The following is a 16,627-nucleotide window of genomic DNA, read 5'->3' as shown; positions in this document are numbered from 1 at the left end:
GGCGGTAGGAGGTGCACCGCCATGGAGCACGAGATGCGCGCCGAGTACGAAGAAGGCGTCCTGCCGCACGAGGACACGCCGGTCAAGATCTGGCACATGGTCCGGCTGGACGGGACCACGGCGATGTGCGGACGGGCACTGGCCCCGGCCTCCGCCACCCAGTCGGCCGAAGCCTGGGGCACACCCGCGGGGGAGCCGTTCTGCCACTCCTGCGGCGCGATGTACCTGCGTGAGCACCCTCAGGACGGCGGCTGACCGCTACGCGGTCTCCTGCTGGGGCAGCGGGGCGAAGAGGTCCACGCCGTGGCCGTCCGGGTCCTGGACCACGGCGTAGCGCTGGCCCCAGAACGCGTCCCAGGGTGCCTTCTCGCCCTTGTAGCCGGCGGCGGTCAGCTCCGCGTAGACCTTGTCGACCCCGGCCGGTCCGTCGCAGGCGAAGGCCAGCCCCGTCGGGGCGCCCGCCTGCGGGGGTGTCCAGTCCGGGTCGATGGCGCGGGCGGTTTCGTGGGTGTCCCACATCAGCCGCAGACCGCCCGGGAGCGGTGCGTCGGCGTGCGGGGCGGTGTCCGCTTCGGCGGGCACGTCCAGGCCGAGGCGGCGGTAGAAGGCCAGCGAGGCGGCCATGTCGGCGACGGTCATGCCGATGGCCGCGAAGCGCGGCGCGGACGGTGTGGCGTGCGTGGCGGGTGAAGTACTCATACGGCGAGAGTAGGCAGCGGCGCCGGCCGCGGTCTTGAACGAATCGGACACGCGGGGCGGCCGCCGCCGGACGGAGCACCGCGACGCCGCCTCACGGACAGCGGATGATCTGGCCCGCGTAGGAGAGGTTGCCGCCGAAGGCGAACAGCAGGACCGGGGCGCCGGAGGCGATCTCGCGGCGCTCGACCAGCTTGGACAGCGCGAGCGGGACCGAGGCGGCGGAGGTGTTCCCGGACTCGACGACGTCCCGGGCGATCACCGCGTTGACCGCGCCGATCCGCTCGGCGACCGGTTCGATGATCCGGAGGTTCGCCTGGTGCAGCACCACACCCGCCAGGTCCTCGGGCGTCAGGCCGGACCGTTCGCACACCTGGCGGGCGATGGCCGGCAGCTGGGTCGTCGCCCAGCGGTAGACGGACTGGCCCTCCTGGGAGAACCGTCCCGGCTCGCCCTCGATGCGCACCGCGCTGCCCATCTGCGGGACCGAACCCCACAGCACCGGGCCGATCTGCGGCTCCTCGGAGGCGGTGACGACCGCGGCGCCCGCACCGTCGCCGACCAGGACGCAGGTCGTACGGTCCGTCCAGTCGACCATGTCGGTGAACTTCTCCGACCCGATGACCAGCGCGTTCTTCGCCGATCCGGCGCGGATGGCGTGATCTGCGGTGGCCAGCGCGTGGGTGAAGCCGGAGCAGACGACGTTGATGTCCATCGCGGCGGGCGCGGGCAGACCGAGCCGGGCGGCGACCCGGGCAGCCATGTTGGGGCTGCGGTCGGTGGCCGTGCAGGTCGCGACCAGCACCAGGTCGATGTCTTCCGGGGCGAGGCCGCTGGTGGCGAGGGCCTTGGCCGCGGCGGCGGCCGCCATCGCGTCCACGGTCTCGTCCGGCGCCGCCACATGGCGGGTGCGGATGCCGACCCGGCTGCGGATCCAGGCGTCGTCGGTTTCGACGATCTTCGCCAGATCGTCGTTCGTGAGCACGTCGGAGGGCTGGTAATGGCCGAGAGCCAGGACGCGTGACCCCGTCATGAGTTCCCCCTTGTGCGTGGGCGGACGGTACTCGACCAGTGTCACCCCTGGGTGACGACACCCCGTTGCGCAAAGTGCCAATCTTCCGCCGCCAGATCTGGAGACATCCGACCGCCACGCGGTGCCCGGCGGGCTCTCGCACCGTGTATGGGACGTACGGGGTACGAGAGGGCGCGAACCGGGCCGCCGCGGGCCCCGGGAACGCGGTCGGCGCCCGGACCGGCCGCGCACCCCGCCGCCGGTCCGGGCGCCGAGCAGGGGGCAGCAGTCGGCCCCGATCCAACGGCAGGGCCACCGACGCCCGCCGGTATTGCTCCGCCCGGGGGCGCGTCCCGGGAACACCGGCTTCCGGGACGCGCCCCCGACCCGGGCGGACCAGCGGCTGATCAGGGGCGCCCGTCCGACGCGTCCGGCCCCGTCGCCAGTGCCCGGAAGCGGCGCAGCCGCAGGCTGTTGCCGACGACGAAGACCGACGAGAAGGCCATCGCGGCGCCGGCGATCATCGGGTTGAGGAGCCCGGCGGCTGCCAGCGGCAGTGCGGCGATGTTGTAGCCGAAGGCCCAGAACAGATTCCCCTTGATCGTCCCGAGGGTGGCGCGGGCGAGGCGGATCGCGTCGGCCGCGGCACGGAGGTCGCCGCGTACGAGGGTGAGGTCACCGGCCTCGATGGCGGCGTCGGTGCCGGTGCCCATGGCGAGTCCGAGGTCGGCCGTGGCGAGGGCGGCCGCGTCGTTGACGCCGTCCCCGACCATGGCGACCTTGCGGCCCTGCGCCTGGAGGCGCTGGACGGCGGCGACCTTCTCCTCGGGGAGGACGTCGGCGATGACGTCGTCGATGCCGACCTCGGTGGCGACGGACCGGGCGACGGCGGCGTTGTCACCGGTCAGGAGCACGGGGGTGAGGCCCAGGGCGCGGAGCCGGCGGACCGCCTCGGCGCTGGTCGGCTTCACCGCATCGGAGACGACCAGCAGCGCGCGGGTCGCGCCGTCCCAGCCGACGGCGACCGCGGTCCGTCCCGCGGCCTCGGCCTCCGCCTTGGCGGCCACCAGCTCGGGCGGCAGCTGCCCGCTCCGCTCCGCCAGCAGCCGCTCCCGGCCGACCAGGACGGCGTGCCCGTCGACGACGCCCTGGACGCCGAGGCCGGGAACGTTCGCGAAGTCCTCCGGGACCGGCAGCGCCCCGGTCGGTTCGGCGGCCTGGGCGGCGTCGGCGATGGCGCGGGCGATGGGGTGCTCGGAGGAGTGCTCCAGGGCACCGGCCAGCCGCAGCGCCTCCTCGCGCCGCACGCCGTTGGCGACGTGCACGCCGGTCAGCGTCATCACTCCGGTGGTGACCGTGCCGGTCTTGTCCAGGACGATGGTGTCGACCCTGCGGGTGGACTCCAGGACCTCGGGGCCCTTGAGGAGGATGCCCAGCTGGGCGCCGCGCCCGGTGCCGACCATCAGCGCCGTCGGCGTCGCCAGGCCCAGCGCGCAGGGGCAGGCGATGATCAGTACCGCGACCGCTGCGGTGAAGGCCGCCACGGCGCCTTCGCCGGTGCCGAGCCAGTAGCCGAGGGTGCCCAGGGCCAGCACGATGACGACCGGCACGAAGACCGCGGAGATCCGGTCCGCGAGCCGCTGCGCCGCCGCCTTGCCGTTCTGGGCGTCCTCCACCATCCGCGCCATCCGGGCGAGTTGGGTGTCGCCGCCGATCCGGGTGGCCTCGACGACGAGCCGGCCGCCGGCGTTGACGGTGGCGCCGGTGACGGTGTCGCCGGGGCCGACCTCGACGGGGACGGATTCGCCGGTGAGCATCGAGGCGTCCACGGCGGAGGAGCCCTCGCGTACCTGCCCGTCGGTGGCGATCTTCTCTCCCGGCCGCACGACGAACCGGTCGCCGACCGCCAGCTCCGCGGTCGGGATGCGGACCTCACGCCCGTCCCGCAGTACGGCGACGTCCTTGGCGCCCAGCTCCAGCAGGGCCCGCAGCGCCGCCCCCGCCTTCCGCTTCGCGCGTGCCTCGAAGTAGCGGCCGGCCAGGATGAAGGTCGTGACGCCGGCCGCGGCCTCCAGATAGATGGCGCCGCTGCCGTCGGTGCGCGCGATGGTCAGCTCGAAGGGGTGCGTCATCCCGGGCATGCCCGCGGTGCCGAAGAACAGCGCCCACAGCGACCAGCCGAGCGCCGCGAGGGTGCCCATCGAGATGAGGGTGTCCATCGTGGCGGCGCCGTGCCGCAGGTTCGTCCACGCCGCCCGGTGGAACGGCCAGGCGCCGTACGCGACCACCGGGGCGGCGAGCGTCAGCGAGAGCCACTGCCAGTTGGTGAACTGCAGCGCGGGCACCATCGCCATCAGGACCACCGGGACGGACAGGGCGAGGGAGATCAGCAGCCGCTGCCGGAGCGGGCCGAGCGCGTCGGCGGCCGGGCCGGTCCCGCCGTCCGCACCGCGCCCGCCGTCCGCCGTGTCCGGCACATCCGGTGGGGCCGGTGCGGCGGGCGGTTCGGGGAGCGCCGCACTGTAGCCGGTCTTCTCGACCGTGGCGATCAGGGCGGCGGTGTCGGTCCCGCTGTCCTCGGCGACCGTCACCTTCGCCTTTTCGGTGGCGTAGTTGACGGTGGCGGTGACGCCCTCCATGCGGTTGAGCTTCTTCTCGACGCGGGCCGCACACGAGGCGCAGGTCATGCCGCCGATCTCCAGCTCGACCTGGAGGGTGCGCGCTCCGGACGCGTCCCCGGCCGTGCCGCCTGCGGTGTCTCCGATCGCGGTGCTCATGGCTGCTCCTCGGTGGGCTGCGGGTGGAGGTGCGGTGGTGCCCACTGACGCAACACTATACCCCCCTAGGGTATTCCGTCACCGCCCGCACTCCCCACCCTCCCCCGGGAGCTGTGCCCGCTCCGCCCTGCGGCCCCCGGGCACGCTCGCCCGCCCCGCGGCCGTGCGGGGGCCGCCCTCCGGGGAGAAACCGGGCCTCCTCCATACCCCTCGCCGGGGGTCGCACGCCATACTGGGCCGGTGTCAGTGATCAGCAATCTCCGCAAGGCCGTCCGGCTGCCGCAGCCGCGCACCCAAGGAGTCGACCTCAGCCACCCCGCGCGCTCGCCGCTCGGAACCGCCGTCGTGAACTGCGCCGTGTATGTGTCCGGCGTACGGCAGAGCGGCGACCACCCGGCCGGTGTGGCGATCCGCAAGGTGCGGGAGACCGGGAACGGTTTTGTGTGGATCGGGCTGCATGAGCCGTCCGAGAAGGAATTCGCCGGAATTGTCGAGCTTTTCGGGCTCCACCCGCTCGCCGTCGAGGATGCCGTCCACGCTCACCAGCGCCCCAAGCTCGAAAACTACGACGACTCGCTGTTCACCGTCTTCAAGACGGTCCGCTACGTCGAGCACGACCAGCTCACCGAGACCAGTGAAGTGGTGGACACCGGCGAGATCATGGTCTTCACCGGCACCGACTTCGTGATCACGGTGCGGCACGGCGGCCATGGTTCGCTGGGCCCGCTCCGTGAGCAACTGGAGGACGTGCCCGAGCAGTTGGCGCACGGCCCGTCCGCCGTGCTGCACGCCATCGCCGACCACGTCGTGGACGACTACCTGGACGTGGCGGCCGCCGTCCAGGACGACATCGACGAGGTCGAGAGCGAGGTGTTCTCCATACGGGGCGGCGGCGGGGCCGGCCGGATCTACCAGCTCAAGCGCGAACTGCTCGAACTCAAGCGCGCGGTGGCCCCGTTGGACCGCCCGCTCCAGTCGCTCGCCTCCCAGCCGATGGCGCAGGTCGAGCCGCAGATCAAAACGTACTTCCGGGATGTCGCCGACCACCTGGAGCATGTCTCGGAGCAGATCACCGGCTTCGACGAACTGCTCAATTCGATACTCCAGGCGCATCTCGCCCAGGTCACCGTGGCCCAGAACGAGGACATGCGGCGGATCAGTGCCTGGGTCGCAATCCTGGCCGTACCGACCATGGTCTGCGGCATCTACGGCATGAACTTCACCTATATGCCGGAGAAGCACTGGACGTTCGGCTATCCGCTGGTGATGGGGCTGACGTTGGGCCTGTGCTGGGTGATCCACCGCGGCTTCAAGCGGAACGGCTGGCTTTAGCCGAAGCCGCGACCGCGACCGAGGCCGGAGCCGCCCGCCGGGAAGCCCGCGCTACCGGCCCGCCACATGCCGGGGACGGGCCGCGCACCAGCCCACCGCGATCTGCGGGATCAGCAGCACCAGGAGGACGGCCAGCGGGACGGTCCAGCTGCCGCAGGCGTCGTGGACCGCGCCCAGGACGGCCGGTCCGGTGGCCGCCAGGATGTAGCCGAAGCACTGGGCCATGCTGGAGAGCTGCGCGGTGTGCCGGGCGTCCGGCGCACGCTGGACGATGAACAGCAGGGCCAGGCTGATCGCCGCGCCCTGGCCCAGCCCCAGCAGGGTCATCCAGACGTACGCGCCGCCGACCGGGGCCGCGAGCATGCCGGCGAAGCCGACCGCGCACAGCACCGCGCCGATACCGGCCAGCACCCCGGCGCGCAGCCGGCGGCCGACGATGACGGGGGAGAGGAACGAGCCCGCGATGCCCAGCAGCGAGGAGAAGGAGAGCATCCAGCCGGCGTCGCCCGCACTCATCCCGGCGTCCTTGAGCATCGTCGGCAGCCAGGCGGCGGCCGCGTAGTAACTCAGCGACTGCAGGCCCATGAAGGCGGTGACCTGCCAGGCCAGCGGATCGCGCCACAGGCCGCGGACGGGGTGTGCCGCCTGGCGTGCCACGTCCGCCGGAACCCGGGTGCGGGTGCGGGTCTGCGGCAGCCAGAAGACCAGTGCGATGATCGCGAGCGAGCCCCAACAGGCCAGCGTGGTCTGCCAGTTCAGGCCCGCCGCCTGCTGCACCGGCACCGTGATGCCGGCCGCGAGCGCGGCGCCGCCGAACAGCGACATGGAATACAGGCCGGTCATCAGCCCGGACCGGGCCGGGAAGTCCCGCTTGATCAGACCGGGGAGCAGCACGTTGGCGACGGCGATCCCGGCGCCGATCACGATCGTTCCGGCGAACAGCGCCACCACCGAGTCCAGCAGCCGCAGCGCGGTGCCCGCACCGATCAGCGCCATGGTGCCCAGCAGCGACCGCTCCATCCCGAACCGCCGGCCCAGCCGCGGCGCGATCGGCGCCAGCAGCCCGAAGCAGAGCAGTGGCAGCGCGGTCAGCATGCTGGTGGCGGCGGCCGACATCCCGCTGTCGTCACGGATGGTGGCGGCCAGCGGCGAGACGGCGACCAGCGCGGGGCGCAGGTTCAGCGCCAGCAGCACGACACCGATACCGAGGTGGAGGGCGCGCCGGCCGGTGACGCCGAACGGCGCGGGCGCGGCGGCGGCCTCCACGGCTATCGCCCCGTCCGCCGTCCCGTCCACCGCCTCCTGGGTGGCCGTTGCCGGTGCTTCGTCACGCATGGTCGTTCTCTCCTGAAGTGCGCCCGGTCCGCGGGGCGTTGCCCTCGGTGTCCGGTTCGCGCAGTGCGTTCATGGCCTCGGTGAGGTGCGTCAGCGCCGCCCGTTCGGCGGCCTCCGCGTCCCGGGCCTCGATGGCGTCGACGATCGCGGTGTGCGCGTCGAACTGGTGGCGTACCGCGTCGGGCAGCTGCGTGGGGACCACGGCCTCCAGCGTCCCGCGCAGCGCGTCGCTGAGGTGCCCGTAGAGCTCGGCCAGCACGCTGTTGTGCGCGGCGGCGGCCACGGCGCGGTGGAAGCGCATGTCCGCGTCGATGAACGCGGTCACCTCGCCGCTGTCCCAGGCCCGGCCGCGCTCGGCCAGTGCATCGCGCAGCGCGGCGAGGTCGGCGTCGGTACGGCGGAGGGCGGCGTAGCGCGCGGCATCGCGCTCCAGGCAGGCACGGACCTCGTAGGCCTCGATGTTCTCGGCCCGCCGGAGTCTGCGCTGCACGGCGGCGCCGAAGTCGCTGCTGGCGCGGACGTAGGTCCCGTCGCCCTGGCGCGGCTCCAGCATGCCCGTGTGCACCAGTGCCCGGACCGCCTCACGCACGGTGTTCCGGCCGACGTCGAGCTGCTCGACGAGCACGGGTTCGGCGGGGATCTTGGTCCCGACCTCCCACTCGCCGTCGGTGATCAGCGTTTCCATCTGCTCGATCACCAGGTCCACCAGGCTGGTGCGGGCGGTGTTGCGCAGCGGCATGACGCCGTCCTCCCTCGTGGCCTTCGGCCGTCGGCTCTGGTGTTCTATTCCACCGGTGATGGGAACATCCCATGTTTCGCCCTGTCAAACGCGCGAAGCCGGCCCGAAGGGGTGGCGCGGGCCCGCGGGCAACACCGTGCATCAGGTCATCGACGCAGGTCATCGGCCCGGGGGGCGGGTGCGGGCCGGGCGGCGGGTTCGCGCCTCCCGGGGCGTCGGGCCGGGTGCGGCGTGCGCGGGTGCGGGCCTGCGCGGCGCTCCGGAGCCCAGCCGAGGGAGGGGCCGGAGTTGTGCCGGGGCAGGGCCGGAGCCGAGCAGGGGCAGGGCCCGACGACCGGTCGTCCGCGTAAGCTGCCGGATATCTCCGCCACGGGTTCCCGCACGACCGGTGCGGGATGCGCCCGTGCGGGCAGCCGGTGGCACCGGCGGAGGGGGAGGGCCCATGGCCGAGGTGTTCCTGAGGCGGCTGACCAGGTGGCAGGCGGAGACCCAGCGGGAGTCCGTCGCCGATCTGTATGTCGCGGCCCATGACGGGCCGCCCGCCGGCGGCGACCCCGAACGGGAGGCGTTCCTGCGGCGGTTCGCCGGGTACGACATCCAGCGGCCCGGCTTCGAGATGGTCATCGGCAGCGACCCGGCACTGGCCGGCTGCTGTTACGGCTATCCCGCCGACCGCGAGGGCGAATGGTGCCGGGCGCTGCCCGGCGAGGCCCCGGCCGCACTGCGTGAACACGCCGCGGCGGGGCGGCTGTTCCTCATCGCGGAGCTGATGGTGCTGCCGGCATACCGGCGCACCCGGGTGGCCACCCGCCTCCAGGAGACGCTGCTGATCCGCAGCAATGCCGCACAGGCGATCGTCTTCCTCGCGCCCGGGAACGAACCGGCGCACGCCGCGTTCCGCTCCTGGGGCTGGCGGCCGGCCGGCTGGCCGGAGCCCGCTGCCGCGCCGCCCGGGAGCCGTGAACGGCAGGCGTGGAGCCGGGCGTTGACCTGATCGGGCGGCGCCGCCTGCTGCCCGGCCCTGAACGGTCGGGTCTGACACGCACCAGCGGTGGGGCTCGAAGTGAGCCCCACCGCTGGTGCGAACGCGACGGACGTGCAACCGGTGGGGGTACGAGGGCCGGCCGCCAGGTATCGGCTCTCGTCGGTCACGGACCGTCGGCGTACCCCGGCCACCGTCAGCTCGGTCGGGGCGCGCCGAGGGCCTTCGCCCGCGCGTCGTGGTACTTCATCGTGCTGCGTACCCGTGCCGTGGTGCTTGGTGATGCGTGCTTCGTGGGTCAGGCAGCCTTGCCGAAGCGGATGCCCGCCAGGCCGTTCGCCCAGAGCTGGTCCACCTTGGCGCTCTCGTTGGCGTCCGGCTGGGTGTTCTGGCACGAGGTGCCGGGGCCGCCGCCGGACATCAGCTCGCTGCAGGGGCCCTCGTAGTGGTCCGGCAGGCCCAGCACGTGGCCGGTCTCGTGCGCGGTCACGCGGGTGGAGTTGTACTCCTGGTTCTGCGCGTAGTCCAGGAAGACGTAGCCCTGGCCGTGGCCGTCGGTGCTGGCGTACGAACCGCGCGGGTCGTCGCCCTCGCGGTACTGGAAGTCGCCGCCGCTGCCTTCCTGCAGCTTGACGTTCTGCACGGCGCTGTTCCAGATGGACGCGCTCTGCGATATCTGGTTGGCGAACGTGGGCGCGGCGCTCGCGTCGTAGGTGACGGTGACCGAAGCCGCGTCGGGGTGCGCCTTCATCTTGGCCTTGGCCGACTTCATCACGGCCTCGAAGAACGCCTTCGTGTCGGCCTTCTCTGCGGCCGACCCGGTGTACGCGGCGATCGAAGCCGGCGTGCTGTGGGAGGTGTGGGTGGGGGAGGAGGAAGCTGCCGAAACCGGCGCCGCTGCTGCGAGTGCGGCGACGAGGCCCAGTCCGAGCGCTGCCGACAGCGCCGTCTTGGGAGATCTCATGTGGGGGCTCCTTTAATTTCCGAGGGCCGTACGGTCGCCGTGTGGGGCGGCGACCGGGGCCCTGCGGATTTCTTGGTGCCGCCGAGTCTGGACGGAGTTCACCCGTGGGGCGGAGATGCCAGGTGGCGATAGCGCCAGGCAATACCCCTGTGAAAAAAGAGAGTTAGGGCAGGTTTGAGAGTCTGGTGTGACGTATGCCGACGTCGTTATGCTCCCGATGTGGAGCTAGAAGTAAGGCATCTTCGCGCATTGTGCGCCATCGCCGACTCCGGCAGCGTACGCAAGGCGGCCCGGCAGTTGGGGATGACCCAGCCTTCCTTGACGACGCAACTCCACCGCATCGAGAAAGCCTTGGGCGGCCAGCTGTTCTTCCGCGAGCCGACCGGCAGCCGTCCGACGCCGCTGGGCCACTCCGTGCTCTGCCGGGCCCGCCCCATAGTGGCCGAAATGCGGGCACTCGTCGAGGAGATCGCCTCGGTATCCGTACGCGAACAGGGCGCGCGGCTGCGCATCGGCAGCACCAACAGCCGCGCGGTCGCCGGCTGGCTGCGCCGGCTGCGCGTACGCCTGCCCGATACGGATACGACGATACGGACCGATGTGTCCGCCAACGCCCTGCTCAAGATGGTCGCCATGGGGCAGCTCGACGTCGCCTTCGTGCACGAGGTCGAGGGCGCCCCGCTGCGGGTCCCCGATGTCCTCGTCGAACATGAGCTGATCGCCCGGGAACCGCAGTTCATCGCCCTCTCGGACACCCATCCCGCCACCTCGCGCGAGGTCGTCCATGTCGAGGACCTCGCCGACGACCAGTGGATGGTCGACCCGACCGTGGACGGCGAATGGGCGGGCCTGCGCCGCATCTGGACCGCGGCCGGCATCAACCCCCGTGTGGTGCACGGCGATTACCTCACCGCTGTGGACCTCGTGACGGCCGGCGAGGTGGTCACCCCCTGCCAGCCCACCGCCCGCCCGCGGCACGGCATGGCCATCCGCCCGCTGCACGGCGACCCGCTGGCCGTCCGCCTCTTCATGGCCTGCCGCCCCGACAGCGCCCCGGCCGCCCCCGCCGACGCCCTCTTCGCCGACCTGACCTCCTCCTACATGGAGATCGCCTGGTCCTGCGAGGCCTACCGGGCCTGGCTGATCCGGCACGACGGCCCCCTCACGGTGGCCACGTAGGCGCACGGACGACCGGCCGTTCCCAGCAGACCTGACGACGCCTGACGGACACCTGACCGGTGCCGGGTGCACGCCACAAGAAGACCGCACCCGGTCCGTCAGTGCCGCCGTCTTCGGCGGCCTGCGGACCGGGTGCGGTCAGGTGGGCGAAGCGACCTGCGAAGGTGCAGGTCGGGACGCCCAGCCCAAGATCAGGCCTTCTTGGTCTCCCAGAAGATCTTGTCGATCTGGGCGATGTGGTCCAGCGCCTTCTGGCCCGTGGCGGGGTCGTTCGAACCCTTGGCGGCGCTGAGCGCCTTGAGGGTGTCGTTGATCAGCTGGTGCAGCTCCGGGTACTTCTCGAAGTGCGGGGGCTTGAAGTAGTCGCTCCAGAGCACCGAGACGTGGTGCTTGGCCAGCTCGGCGCGCTGCTCCTTGATCAGGACGGCGCGGGTGCGGAAGTCCGCATCCTCGTTGCCCTGGTACTTCTCCTGGACGGCCTTGACCGACTCGGCCTCGATACGGGCCTGGGCGGGGTCGTACACGCCGCAGGGCAGGTCGCAGTGAGCGCTGACCTTGACCTTGGGGGCGAACAGGCGGGAAAGCATGTTCAGTCCTTCCTCGTGATCGTCTTCTCAGGTGCGAGATTACTCGGTAGGGGAAGGCTTTTCTCGGGTGGCCCGGGGGTCTTAGGGCAAAAGTCCAGTGCCGGGGCGGGACTGATGGAGGATGGACCGGTGAGCGGGCTGGACCGGGAGGTACGGATGCCGGAGCGGGTGCACGAGCGGGGACCGGAGCGGGAGCCGGAGCAGGAGGATGCCGCCGGACCGGGCGGTGAGCGCGGCGGGCTGCTGCGTGCTTTCGGCCTCGCGGAGGTCTACAACCCGTCGATGGTGCCGACGCTGCAGCCGGGTGACCAGCTGGTGGTCCAGTACGGGGCGGTGGTGCGGCCCGGTGACGTGGTGGTGCTGCGGCACCCGTTCCGGCAGGACCTGCTGATCGTCAAGCGGGCCGTGGAGCGCCGGGACGGCGGCTGGTGGGTGCGGGGGGACAACCCCTACGTGGAGAACGACAGCCGGGAGTTCGGGACGGTGCCCGACGAGCTGGTGGTCGCCCGCGCCTGGGCGCGGGTGCGGCCGCCGCGCGGGATTCAGCGCTCGCCGCGTGCCGCGCTCTCCTGGGCGCTCTCGGCGGTGCGGCCGGTGCGGCCGGACCGTTCGCTCTCCAGGCGCTTGCGGGCGCGGTAGGCGGCCACGTTGGCGCGGGTGGCGCAGCGGTCGGAGCAGTAGCGCCGGGAGCGGTTGGTCGAGGTGTCGAGGTAGGCGTTGCGGCAGGGGTGGGCCTCGCAGATGCCGAGCCGGTCGACGCCCAGGTCGGTGAGGTGGAAGGCCAGGCCCATACAGGCGGTCGCGGTGTAGCCGGCGGTGGCGTTGGCGGCGTGGTCGGCGATGTGCAGATGCCATTTGGGCCGGCCGTCGTCGTCGCGGAATTCGTGTCCGGAGATCTGCGGGCTGACCGGGAATTCCATCATCAGGGCGTTGAGGAGGTCGACGGCCAGCACCTCGTCGCCGGTGTCGGCGGCCTCGAAGACGGCACGCAGTCGGGCGCGGACGGTGCGCAGCCGGGTCACGTCGCTGTCGGTCGCGCGCCGGGCGGCCTGCTGGGCGACGCCGAAGAGGTCGCGTACGGCCTCGACCGAGGTGAGGGTGTCGCCGCCGCGCTCGGGCTGCTCGGTGTTGACCAGCCGCACGGCATAGTCCGAGTAATAGGCCAGTTCCACTTGTAGTCCTTACCGGGGCGGTCTAGTGTGCGGAGTGCTGCTCGTAATGGGCGTTGTCACTACGAGGGTATTACGGCCTGAAGGGGAAGTGATGACCGAGACCGTCACCGGAGCCGACTGGCAGGCGTGGCAGAACAGTTGGGACCGGCAGCAGGAGTGGTACCTCCCCGACCGCGAGGAGCGGTTCCGGGTGATGCTGGACATGGTCGAGGCGCTGGTGGGCCCCGAGCCCAGGGTTCTCGATCTGGCGTGCGGTACGGGCAGTATCTCCGACCGCCTGCTGAAAAGGTTCCCGAAGGCCGAGAGTGTGGGAGTGGATCTCGATCCCGCGCTGCTGGCCATCGCGGAAGGGTACTTCGAGGGCGAGAGCCGGGTCCGGTTCGTACGCGCCGACCTGAAGGACCCGGCATGGACGGACCGGCTGCCGCACGACTCCTACGACGCGGTGCTCACCGCCACCGCCCTGCACTGGCTGCACACCGAGGACCTGCGCGCGCTGTACGGACAGCTCGGCGGCCTGGTGCGCCGCGGCGGCGCCTTCATGAACGCCGACCACATGCCCGAGGAGGCCACCCCGCGGATCAACGCCGCGGACCGGGCCCAGCGCCACGCGCGCATGGAGCGGGCCAGGGAAGCCGGCGCGGTCGACTGGGCCGGCTGGTGGCAGCAGGCCGCCGCCGACCCGAGGCTGGCCGCGCCCACCGCCGAGCGCTTCGAGATCTACGGCGAGCACGCCGACGGCGACACCCCTTCCGCCCAGTGGCACGCCCAGGTGCTGCGCGACTCCGGCTTCGCCGAGGCGCGGACCGTGTGGCGCTCGCCGTCGGACGCGCTGGTGCTGGGGCTGAGGTGAGCTGACCGGGCTCGGACGCGACGAAGGCGGTACGGGCCCCGCACCGGGGCGCGTACCGCCTTCGTCGTGTATCGGGCGCTCCCGCCGGTGTCGGGGCACCGTGCCAGGTCTCAGAGCACCTTGGACAGGAACGACTTGGTGCGGTCGTGCTGCGGGTTGCCCAGCACCTCGCGCGGGTGGCCGGATTCGACGACCACACCGTCGTCCATGAAGACCAGCGAGTCGCCGACCTCGCGGGCGAAGCCCATTTCATGGGTGACGACGATCATCGTCATACCGTCCGCGGCCAGGTCCTTCATCACGTCCAGGACCTCGCCGACCAGCTCCGGGTCGAGCGCCGAGGTCGGCTCGTCGAAGAGCATCAGCTTCGGTTCCATGGCGAGCGCACGGGCGATCGCCACCCGCTGCTGCTGGCCGCCGGAGAGCTGCGAGGGGTAGTTCGCGGCCTTGTCGGCCAGGCCGACCCGGTCCAGGAGCTTCGTCGCGCGCTCCCGGGCCACGGCCCGGGACTCACCCTTGACCTGCATCGGCGCTTCCATGATGTTCTGCACCGCGGTCATGTGCGGGAAGAGGTTGAAGCGCTGGAAGACCATGCCGATGTCGCGGCGGCGGGCGGCGACCTCGCGGTCGCGCAGCTCGTAGAGCTTGCCGTTGTGTTCGCGGTAGCCGACGAGTTCTCCGTCGACGGACAGCCGGCCGGCGTTGACCTTCTCCAGGTGGTTGATGCACCGCAGGAACGTCGACTTGCCGGAACCGGACGGGCCGATCAGGCAGAAGACCTCCTTCGGTGCCACTTCGAGGTCGATGCCCTTGAGGATGTGGGCCGCGCCGAAGGACTTGTGGACGCCCTCCGCCTTGACCATCGGGACGCCGGGCTTGCCGGCCGGCTTCGTGGTGATGTCGCTGCTGGTCATGCCGCACCTCCGGCGGAGCGGTTGGAGCCGCCGGCCAGCTTCGCCTTGACGCGCTGGAGCGGGGTGGGCGGGAGCTGGCGGCTGGAGCCGCGGGCGTAGTAACGCTCGAGGTAGTACTGCCCGGTGCTCAGCACCGTGGTGGCCACCAGGTACCAGGTGGCGGCGAGGAGCAGCATCTCGACCACCACACCGGAGTCCCGGCCGACGTTCTGGGCGGCTTGCAGGAGGTCGTAATACTGAACGGCGGCGACCAGTGATGAGGTCTTCAGCATGTTGATGACCTCGTTGCCGGTCGGCGGCACGATCACCCGCATCGCCTGCGGCACGATGATCCGGCGCAGCGTCTTGCCCTGGCTCATGCCCAGTGCGTGCGCCGCCTCGGTCTGGCCCTCGTCGACGGCGTTCAGGCCCGCCCGGCAGATCTCCGCCATGTACGCCGCCTCGTTCAGGCCGAGGCCCAGCAGCGCGCACAGGAAGGGGGTCATGAAGTCCGACCACTCGTCCTTGTAGACCGGCATCATGTCGACGTACCGGAAGACCAGGCCGAGGTTGAACCAGAGGAACAGCTGGACGTAGACCGGCGTTCCGCGGAAGAACCAGACGTAGAACCACGCGACGCTCGACGTCACCGGGTTCTTGGACTGGCGCATCACGGCCAGGATCACGCCCAGCACGATGCCGATGACCATCGCCAGCACGGTGATCAGCAGGGTGTTGCGCAGGCCCTTGAGGATGTCCGCGTTGAACAGGTACTCCGGGATGGCGTCCCAGTTGATGTTCCCGGTGGCGAAGGCCCGGACGAGCAACGCGACGATCGCGAGCACGACGACCGCAGCGACCCAGCGCCCGTAGTGGCGGACGGGAATGGCTTTGATGGGCTCGGGCTGGGACGGCGGCCCGGCCGCCGGCGGCTGTGCCGACTTGTCGACGTCAACTGACACGGGTGTTGCCTTTCAGCATTCGGCGGGAGGAGCGCAAAGCACTGCGGGGACGGGGAGAGCGGGGGCGGCGGCTCGCTGCGGCTCAGGAGCCGGCGTTGAGCTGCACTTCCTTGACCGCGGCGTCCTTGACGTCCCACTTCTTCAGGACCTTGGCGTACGAGCCGTTCTTGATGGCGTTCTGGAGTGCCGCCTTGAGCGCATCGCGCAGCTTCTCCTGGCCCTTGGGGACCGCGATGCCGTACGGCGCCGCCTTGAGCGGGGCACCGCCGACCATCTCGAAGTCCTTGCCCTTGCCGGAGACCTTCACCGCGTATGCCGCGACCGGGTAGTCGCTGGAGACGGCGTCCACACCGGCGGTGCGCAGCCGGGTCTGGGCCTCGGAGTCGTTGTCGAACGCCTCGATCGAGATGGGTTCCTCGTCGTTCGACTCGCAGGCCTTGGACTTGTCCTTGGCCAGATCGTGCGAGACCGTACCGCGCTGCACGGCGATCTTCTTGCCGCACATGGCTTCCCAGCCGTCGATGCCCTTGGTCTGGCCCTTCTGCGTGTAGAGCGAGACGCCGACGTTGAGGTAGTCGACGAAGTCCAGGCCCTCGCCGACCTTCGTGCCGTTGCTGTCGATGCCCTGCTGGCGTTCCTTGGTGTCCGTCATCGCTGACATGGCGATGTCGTAGCGCCCGGACTTGATGCCGCCGATGAGGGTGTCGAAGGTGGCGTTGTTGAAGTTGAGCTTGACGCCCAGTTCCTTGCTCATCGCCTCGGCCAGGTCGGGGTCGATGCCCTCGACGGCGCCGTTGCTGCGGAACTCCACCGGCTTGTACGTGATGTCCGAGCCGACCTGGAGCAGGCCCATCTCCTGGACGCCCTTGGGGAGCATCTTGAAGAGCGGCGCGTTCGGGTTGCGGTTCTTCTGCGCCTCCCGTTTGGCGATGGCCGCATCCGTCTGGTCGCCACAGGCGCTGAGCAGCAGCAGCGAGGCGGCGACCGCGGCCGCGGCGGCCACGGCTGACCGAGACCTGCCGGCGGCCGAGCGACGGGTGGTGCTTGCGGTCATGCTGATCCTCCTGCGGACGGGATGAGCCGACTGGCGGCGGCCGGGCACACACCTTCGAGCGTCGCGACCTCGGTTGAGTACGGAATCTTG

The 16,627-nt window shown here is 71.3% G+C and carries 17 protein-coding genes; 6 read left to right on the top strand and 11 right to left on the bottom strand.

Annotated elements, in window-relative coordinates:
* Positions 1-21 precede the first annotated feature (21 nt).
* Complete coding sequence (locus tag ACIRQ7_RS02230; protein ID WP_401462883.1) at positions 22-255, top strand: hypothetical protein; 234 nt, start codon at positions 22-24, stop codon at positions 253-255.
* Between the two features lie 3 nt (positions 256-258).
* On the opposite strand, the gene ACIRQ7_RS02225 is transcribed toward ACIRQ7_RS02230, so the two are convergent.
* The 3 genes from ACIRQ7_RS02225 to ACIRQ7_RS02215 all read right to left on the bottom strand — a co-directional run bounded on the left by ACIRQ7_RS02225 (position 259) and on the right by ACIRQ7_RS02215 (position 4,485).
* On the bottom strand, positions 259-699 hold the full coding sequence (locus tag ACIRQ7_RS02225) for a VOC family protein (protein ID WP_404259210.1): 441 nt from the start codon (positions 697-699) through the stop codon (positions 259-261).
* A gap of 91 nt (positions 700-790) precedes the next feature.
* Positions 791-1,729 (bottom strand): beta-ketoacyl-ACP synthase III, encoded by a 939-nt coding sequence (locus ACIRQ7_RS02220; RefSeq protein ID WP_401462888.1) that lies wholly within the window; start codon positions 1,727-1,729, stop codon positions 791-793.
* Positions 1,730-2,115: 386 nt separating this feature from the next.
* Positions 2,116-4,485, bottom strand: a complete 2,370-nt coding sequence (locus ACIRQ7_RS02215) for a heavy metal translocating P-type ATPase (protein WP_404259208.1) — start codon at positions 4,483-4,485, stop codon at positions 2,116-2,118.
* A 246-nt stretch (positions 4,486-4,731) separates the two neighbouring features.
* Between ACIRQ7_RS02215 and ACIRQ7_RS02210 the strand changes: the two genes are divergently transcribed.
* Complete coding sequence (locus tag ACIRQ7_RS02210; RefSeq protein WP_404260064.1) at positions 4,732-5,817, top strand: magnesium and cobalt transport protein CorA; 1,086 nt, start codon at positions 4,732-4,734, stop codon at positions 5,815-5,817.
* A gap of 51 nt (positions 5,818-5,868) precedes the next feature.
* Here the strand turns inward: ACIRQ7_RS02210 and ACIRQ7_RS02205 are convergent, their stop codons facing one another.
* Both ACIRQ7_RS02205 and ACIRQ7_RS02200 read right to left on the bottom strand, forming a co-directional pair.
* Positions 5,869-7,152 carry a CynX/NimT family MFS transporter gene (locus tag ACIRQ7_RS02205; protein WP_404259206.1) on the bottom strand — a complete coding sequence of 428 codons (1,284 nt, stop codon included), beginning with the start codon at positions 7,150-7,152 and terminating at the stop codon, positions 5,869-5,871.
* The gene (locus tag ACIRQ7_RS02200; protein ID WP_404259204.1) at positions 7,145-7,891 is read right to left on the bottom strand and encodes a FadR/GntR family transcriptional regulator; all 747 of its coding nucleotides are present in this window, start codon (positions 7,889-7,891) and stop codon (positions 7,145-7,147) included. The genes ACIRQ7_RS02205 and ACIRQ7_RS02200 overlap by 8 nt, the downstream gene beginning before the upstream one ends.
* A gap of 442 nt (positions 7,892-8,333) precedes the next feature.
* Between ACIRQ7_RS02200 and ACIRQ7_RS02195 the strand changes: the two genes are divergently transcribed.
* Positions 8,334-8,885, top strand: a complete 552-nt coding sequence (locus ACIRQ7_RS02195; protein WP_404259203.1) for a GNAT family N-acetyltransferase — start codon at positions 8,334-8,336, stop codon at positions 8,883-8,885.
* A gap of 286 nt (positions 8,886-9,171) precedes the next feature.
* Here ACIRQ7_RS02195 and snpA read toward each other — a convergent pair whose 3' ends face one another.
* Positions 9,172-9,837, bottom strand: a complete 666-nt coding sequence (gene snpA, locus ACIRQ7_RS02190; protein ID WP_404259202.1) for a snapalysin — start codon at positions 9,835-9,837, stop codon at positions 9,172-9,174.
* Between the two features lie 219 nt (positions 9,838-10,056).
* Here snpA and ACIRQ7_RS02185 point away from each other — a divergent pair, with 219 nt between their 5' ends.
* Positions 10,057-11,016, top strand: a complete 960-nt coding sequence (locus ACIRQ7_RS02185) for a LysR family transcriptional regulator (protein ID WP_401462900.1) — start codon at positions 10,057-10,059, stop codon at positions 11,014-11,016.
* A gap of 191 nt (positions 11,017-11,207) precedes the next feature.
* Here the strand turns inward: ACIRQ7_RS02185 and sodN are convergent, their stop codons facing one another.
* Positions 11,208-11,603 carry a superoxide dismutase, Ni gene (sodN, locus tag ACIRQ7_RS02180; RefSeq protein ID WP_401462902.1) on the bottom strand — a complete coding sequence of 132 codons (396 nt, stop codon included), beginning with the start codon at positions 11,601-11,603 and terminating at the stop codon, positions 11,208-11,210.
* 156 nt (positions 11,604-11,759) lie between these two features.
* On the opposite strand from sodN, the gene sodX reads away from it, so the two are divergent.
* On the top strand, positions 11,760-12,242 hold the full coding sequence (gene sodX, locus ACIRQ7_RS02175; protein ID WP_404260062.1) for a nickel-type superoxide dismutase maturation protease: 483 nt from the start codon (positions 11,760-11,762) through the stop codon (positions 12,240-12,242).
* On the opposite strand, the gene ACIRQ7_RS02170 is transcribed toward sodX, so the two are convergent.
* Positions 12,146-12,775 carry a CGNR zinc finger domain-containing protein gene (locus tag ACIRQ7_RS02170; protein ID WP_404259200.1) on the bottom strand — a complete coding sequence of 210 codons (630 nt, stop codon included), beginning with the start codon at positions 12,773-12,775 and terminating at the stop codon, positions 12,146-12,148. The two genes, sodX and ACIRQ7_RS02170, sit on opposite strands and share 97 nt — an antisense overlap.
* 91 nt (positions 12,776-12,866) lie before the next feature.
* On the opposite strand from ACIRQ7_RS02170, the gene ACIRQ7_RS02165 reads away from it, so the two are divergent.
* The gene (locus tag ACIRQ7_RS02165; RefSeq protein WP_404259198.1) at positions 12,867-13,628 is read left to right on the top strand and encodes a class I SAM-dependent methyltransferase; all 762 of its coding nucleotides are present in this window, start codon (positions 12,867-12,869) and stop codon (positions 13,626-13,628) included.
* A 110-nt stretch (positions 13,629-13,738) separates the two neighbouring features.
* On the opposite strand, the gene ACIRQ7_RS02160 is transcribed toward ACIRQ7_RS02165, so the two are convergent.
* The 3 genes from ACIRQ7_RS02160 to ACIRQ7_RS02150 form a co-directional block, all read right to left on the bottom strand.
* The gene (locus tag ACIRQ7_RS02160) at positions 13,739-14,491 is read right to left on the bottom strand and encodes an amino acid ABC transporter ATP-binding protein (protein ID WP_404260060.1); all 753 of its coding nucleotides are present in this window, start codon (positions 14,489-14,491) and stop codon (positions 13,739-13,741) included.
* A gap of 47 nt (positions 14,492-14,538) precedes the next feature.
* Positions 14,539-15,483: an amino acid ABC transporter permease gene (locus ACIRQ7_RS02155; RefSeq protein ID WP_404259197.1), complete on the bottom strand. Its 945-nt coding sequence runs from the start codon at positions 15,481-15,483 to the stop codon at positions 14,539-14,541.
* An 82-nt stretch (positions 15,484-15,565) separates the two neighbouring features.
* Positions 15,566-16,537, bottom strand: a complete 972-nt coding sequence (locus ACIRQ7_RS02150) for an ABC transporter substrate-binding protein (protein ID WP_404259195.1) — start codon at positions 16,535-16,537, stop codon at positions 15,566-15,568.
* Positions 16,538-16,627 lie beyond the last annotated feature (90 nt).

This window comes from Streptomyces sp. NPDC101393 (assembly GCF_044767385.1).
Classification (GTDB): Bacteria; Actinomycetota; Actinomycetes; order Streptomycetales; family Streptomycetaceae; genus Streptomyces.
Note: the sequence above shows the minus strand (reverse complement) of the source record. Positions and strands in the feature narration are given on the sequence as shown.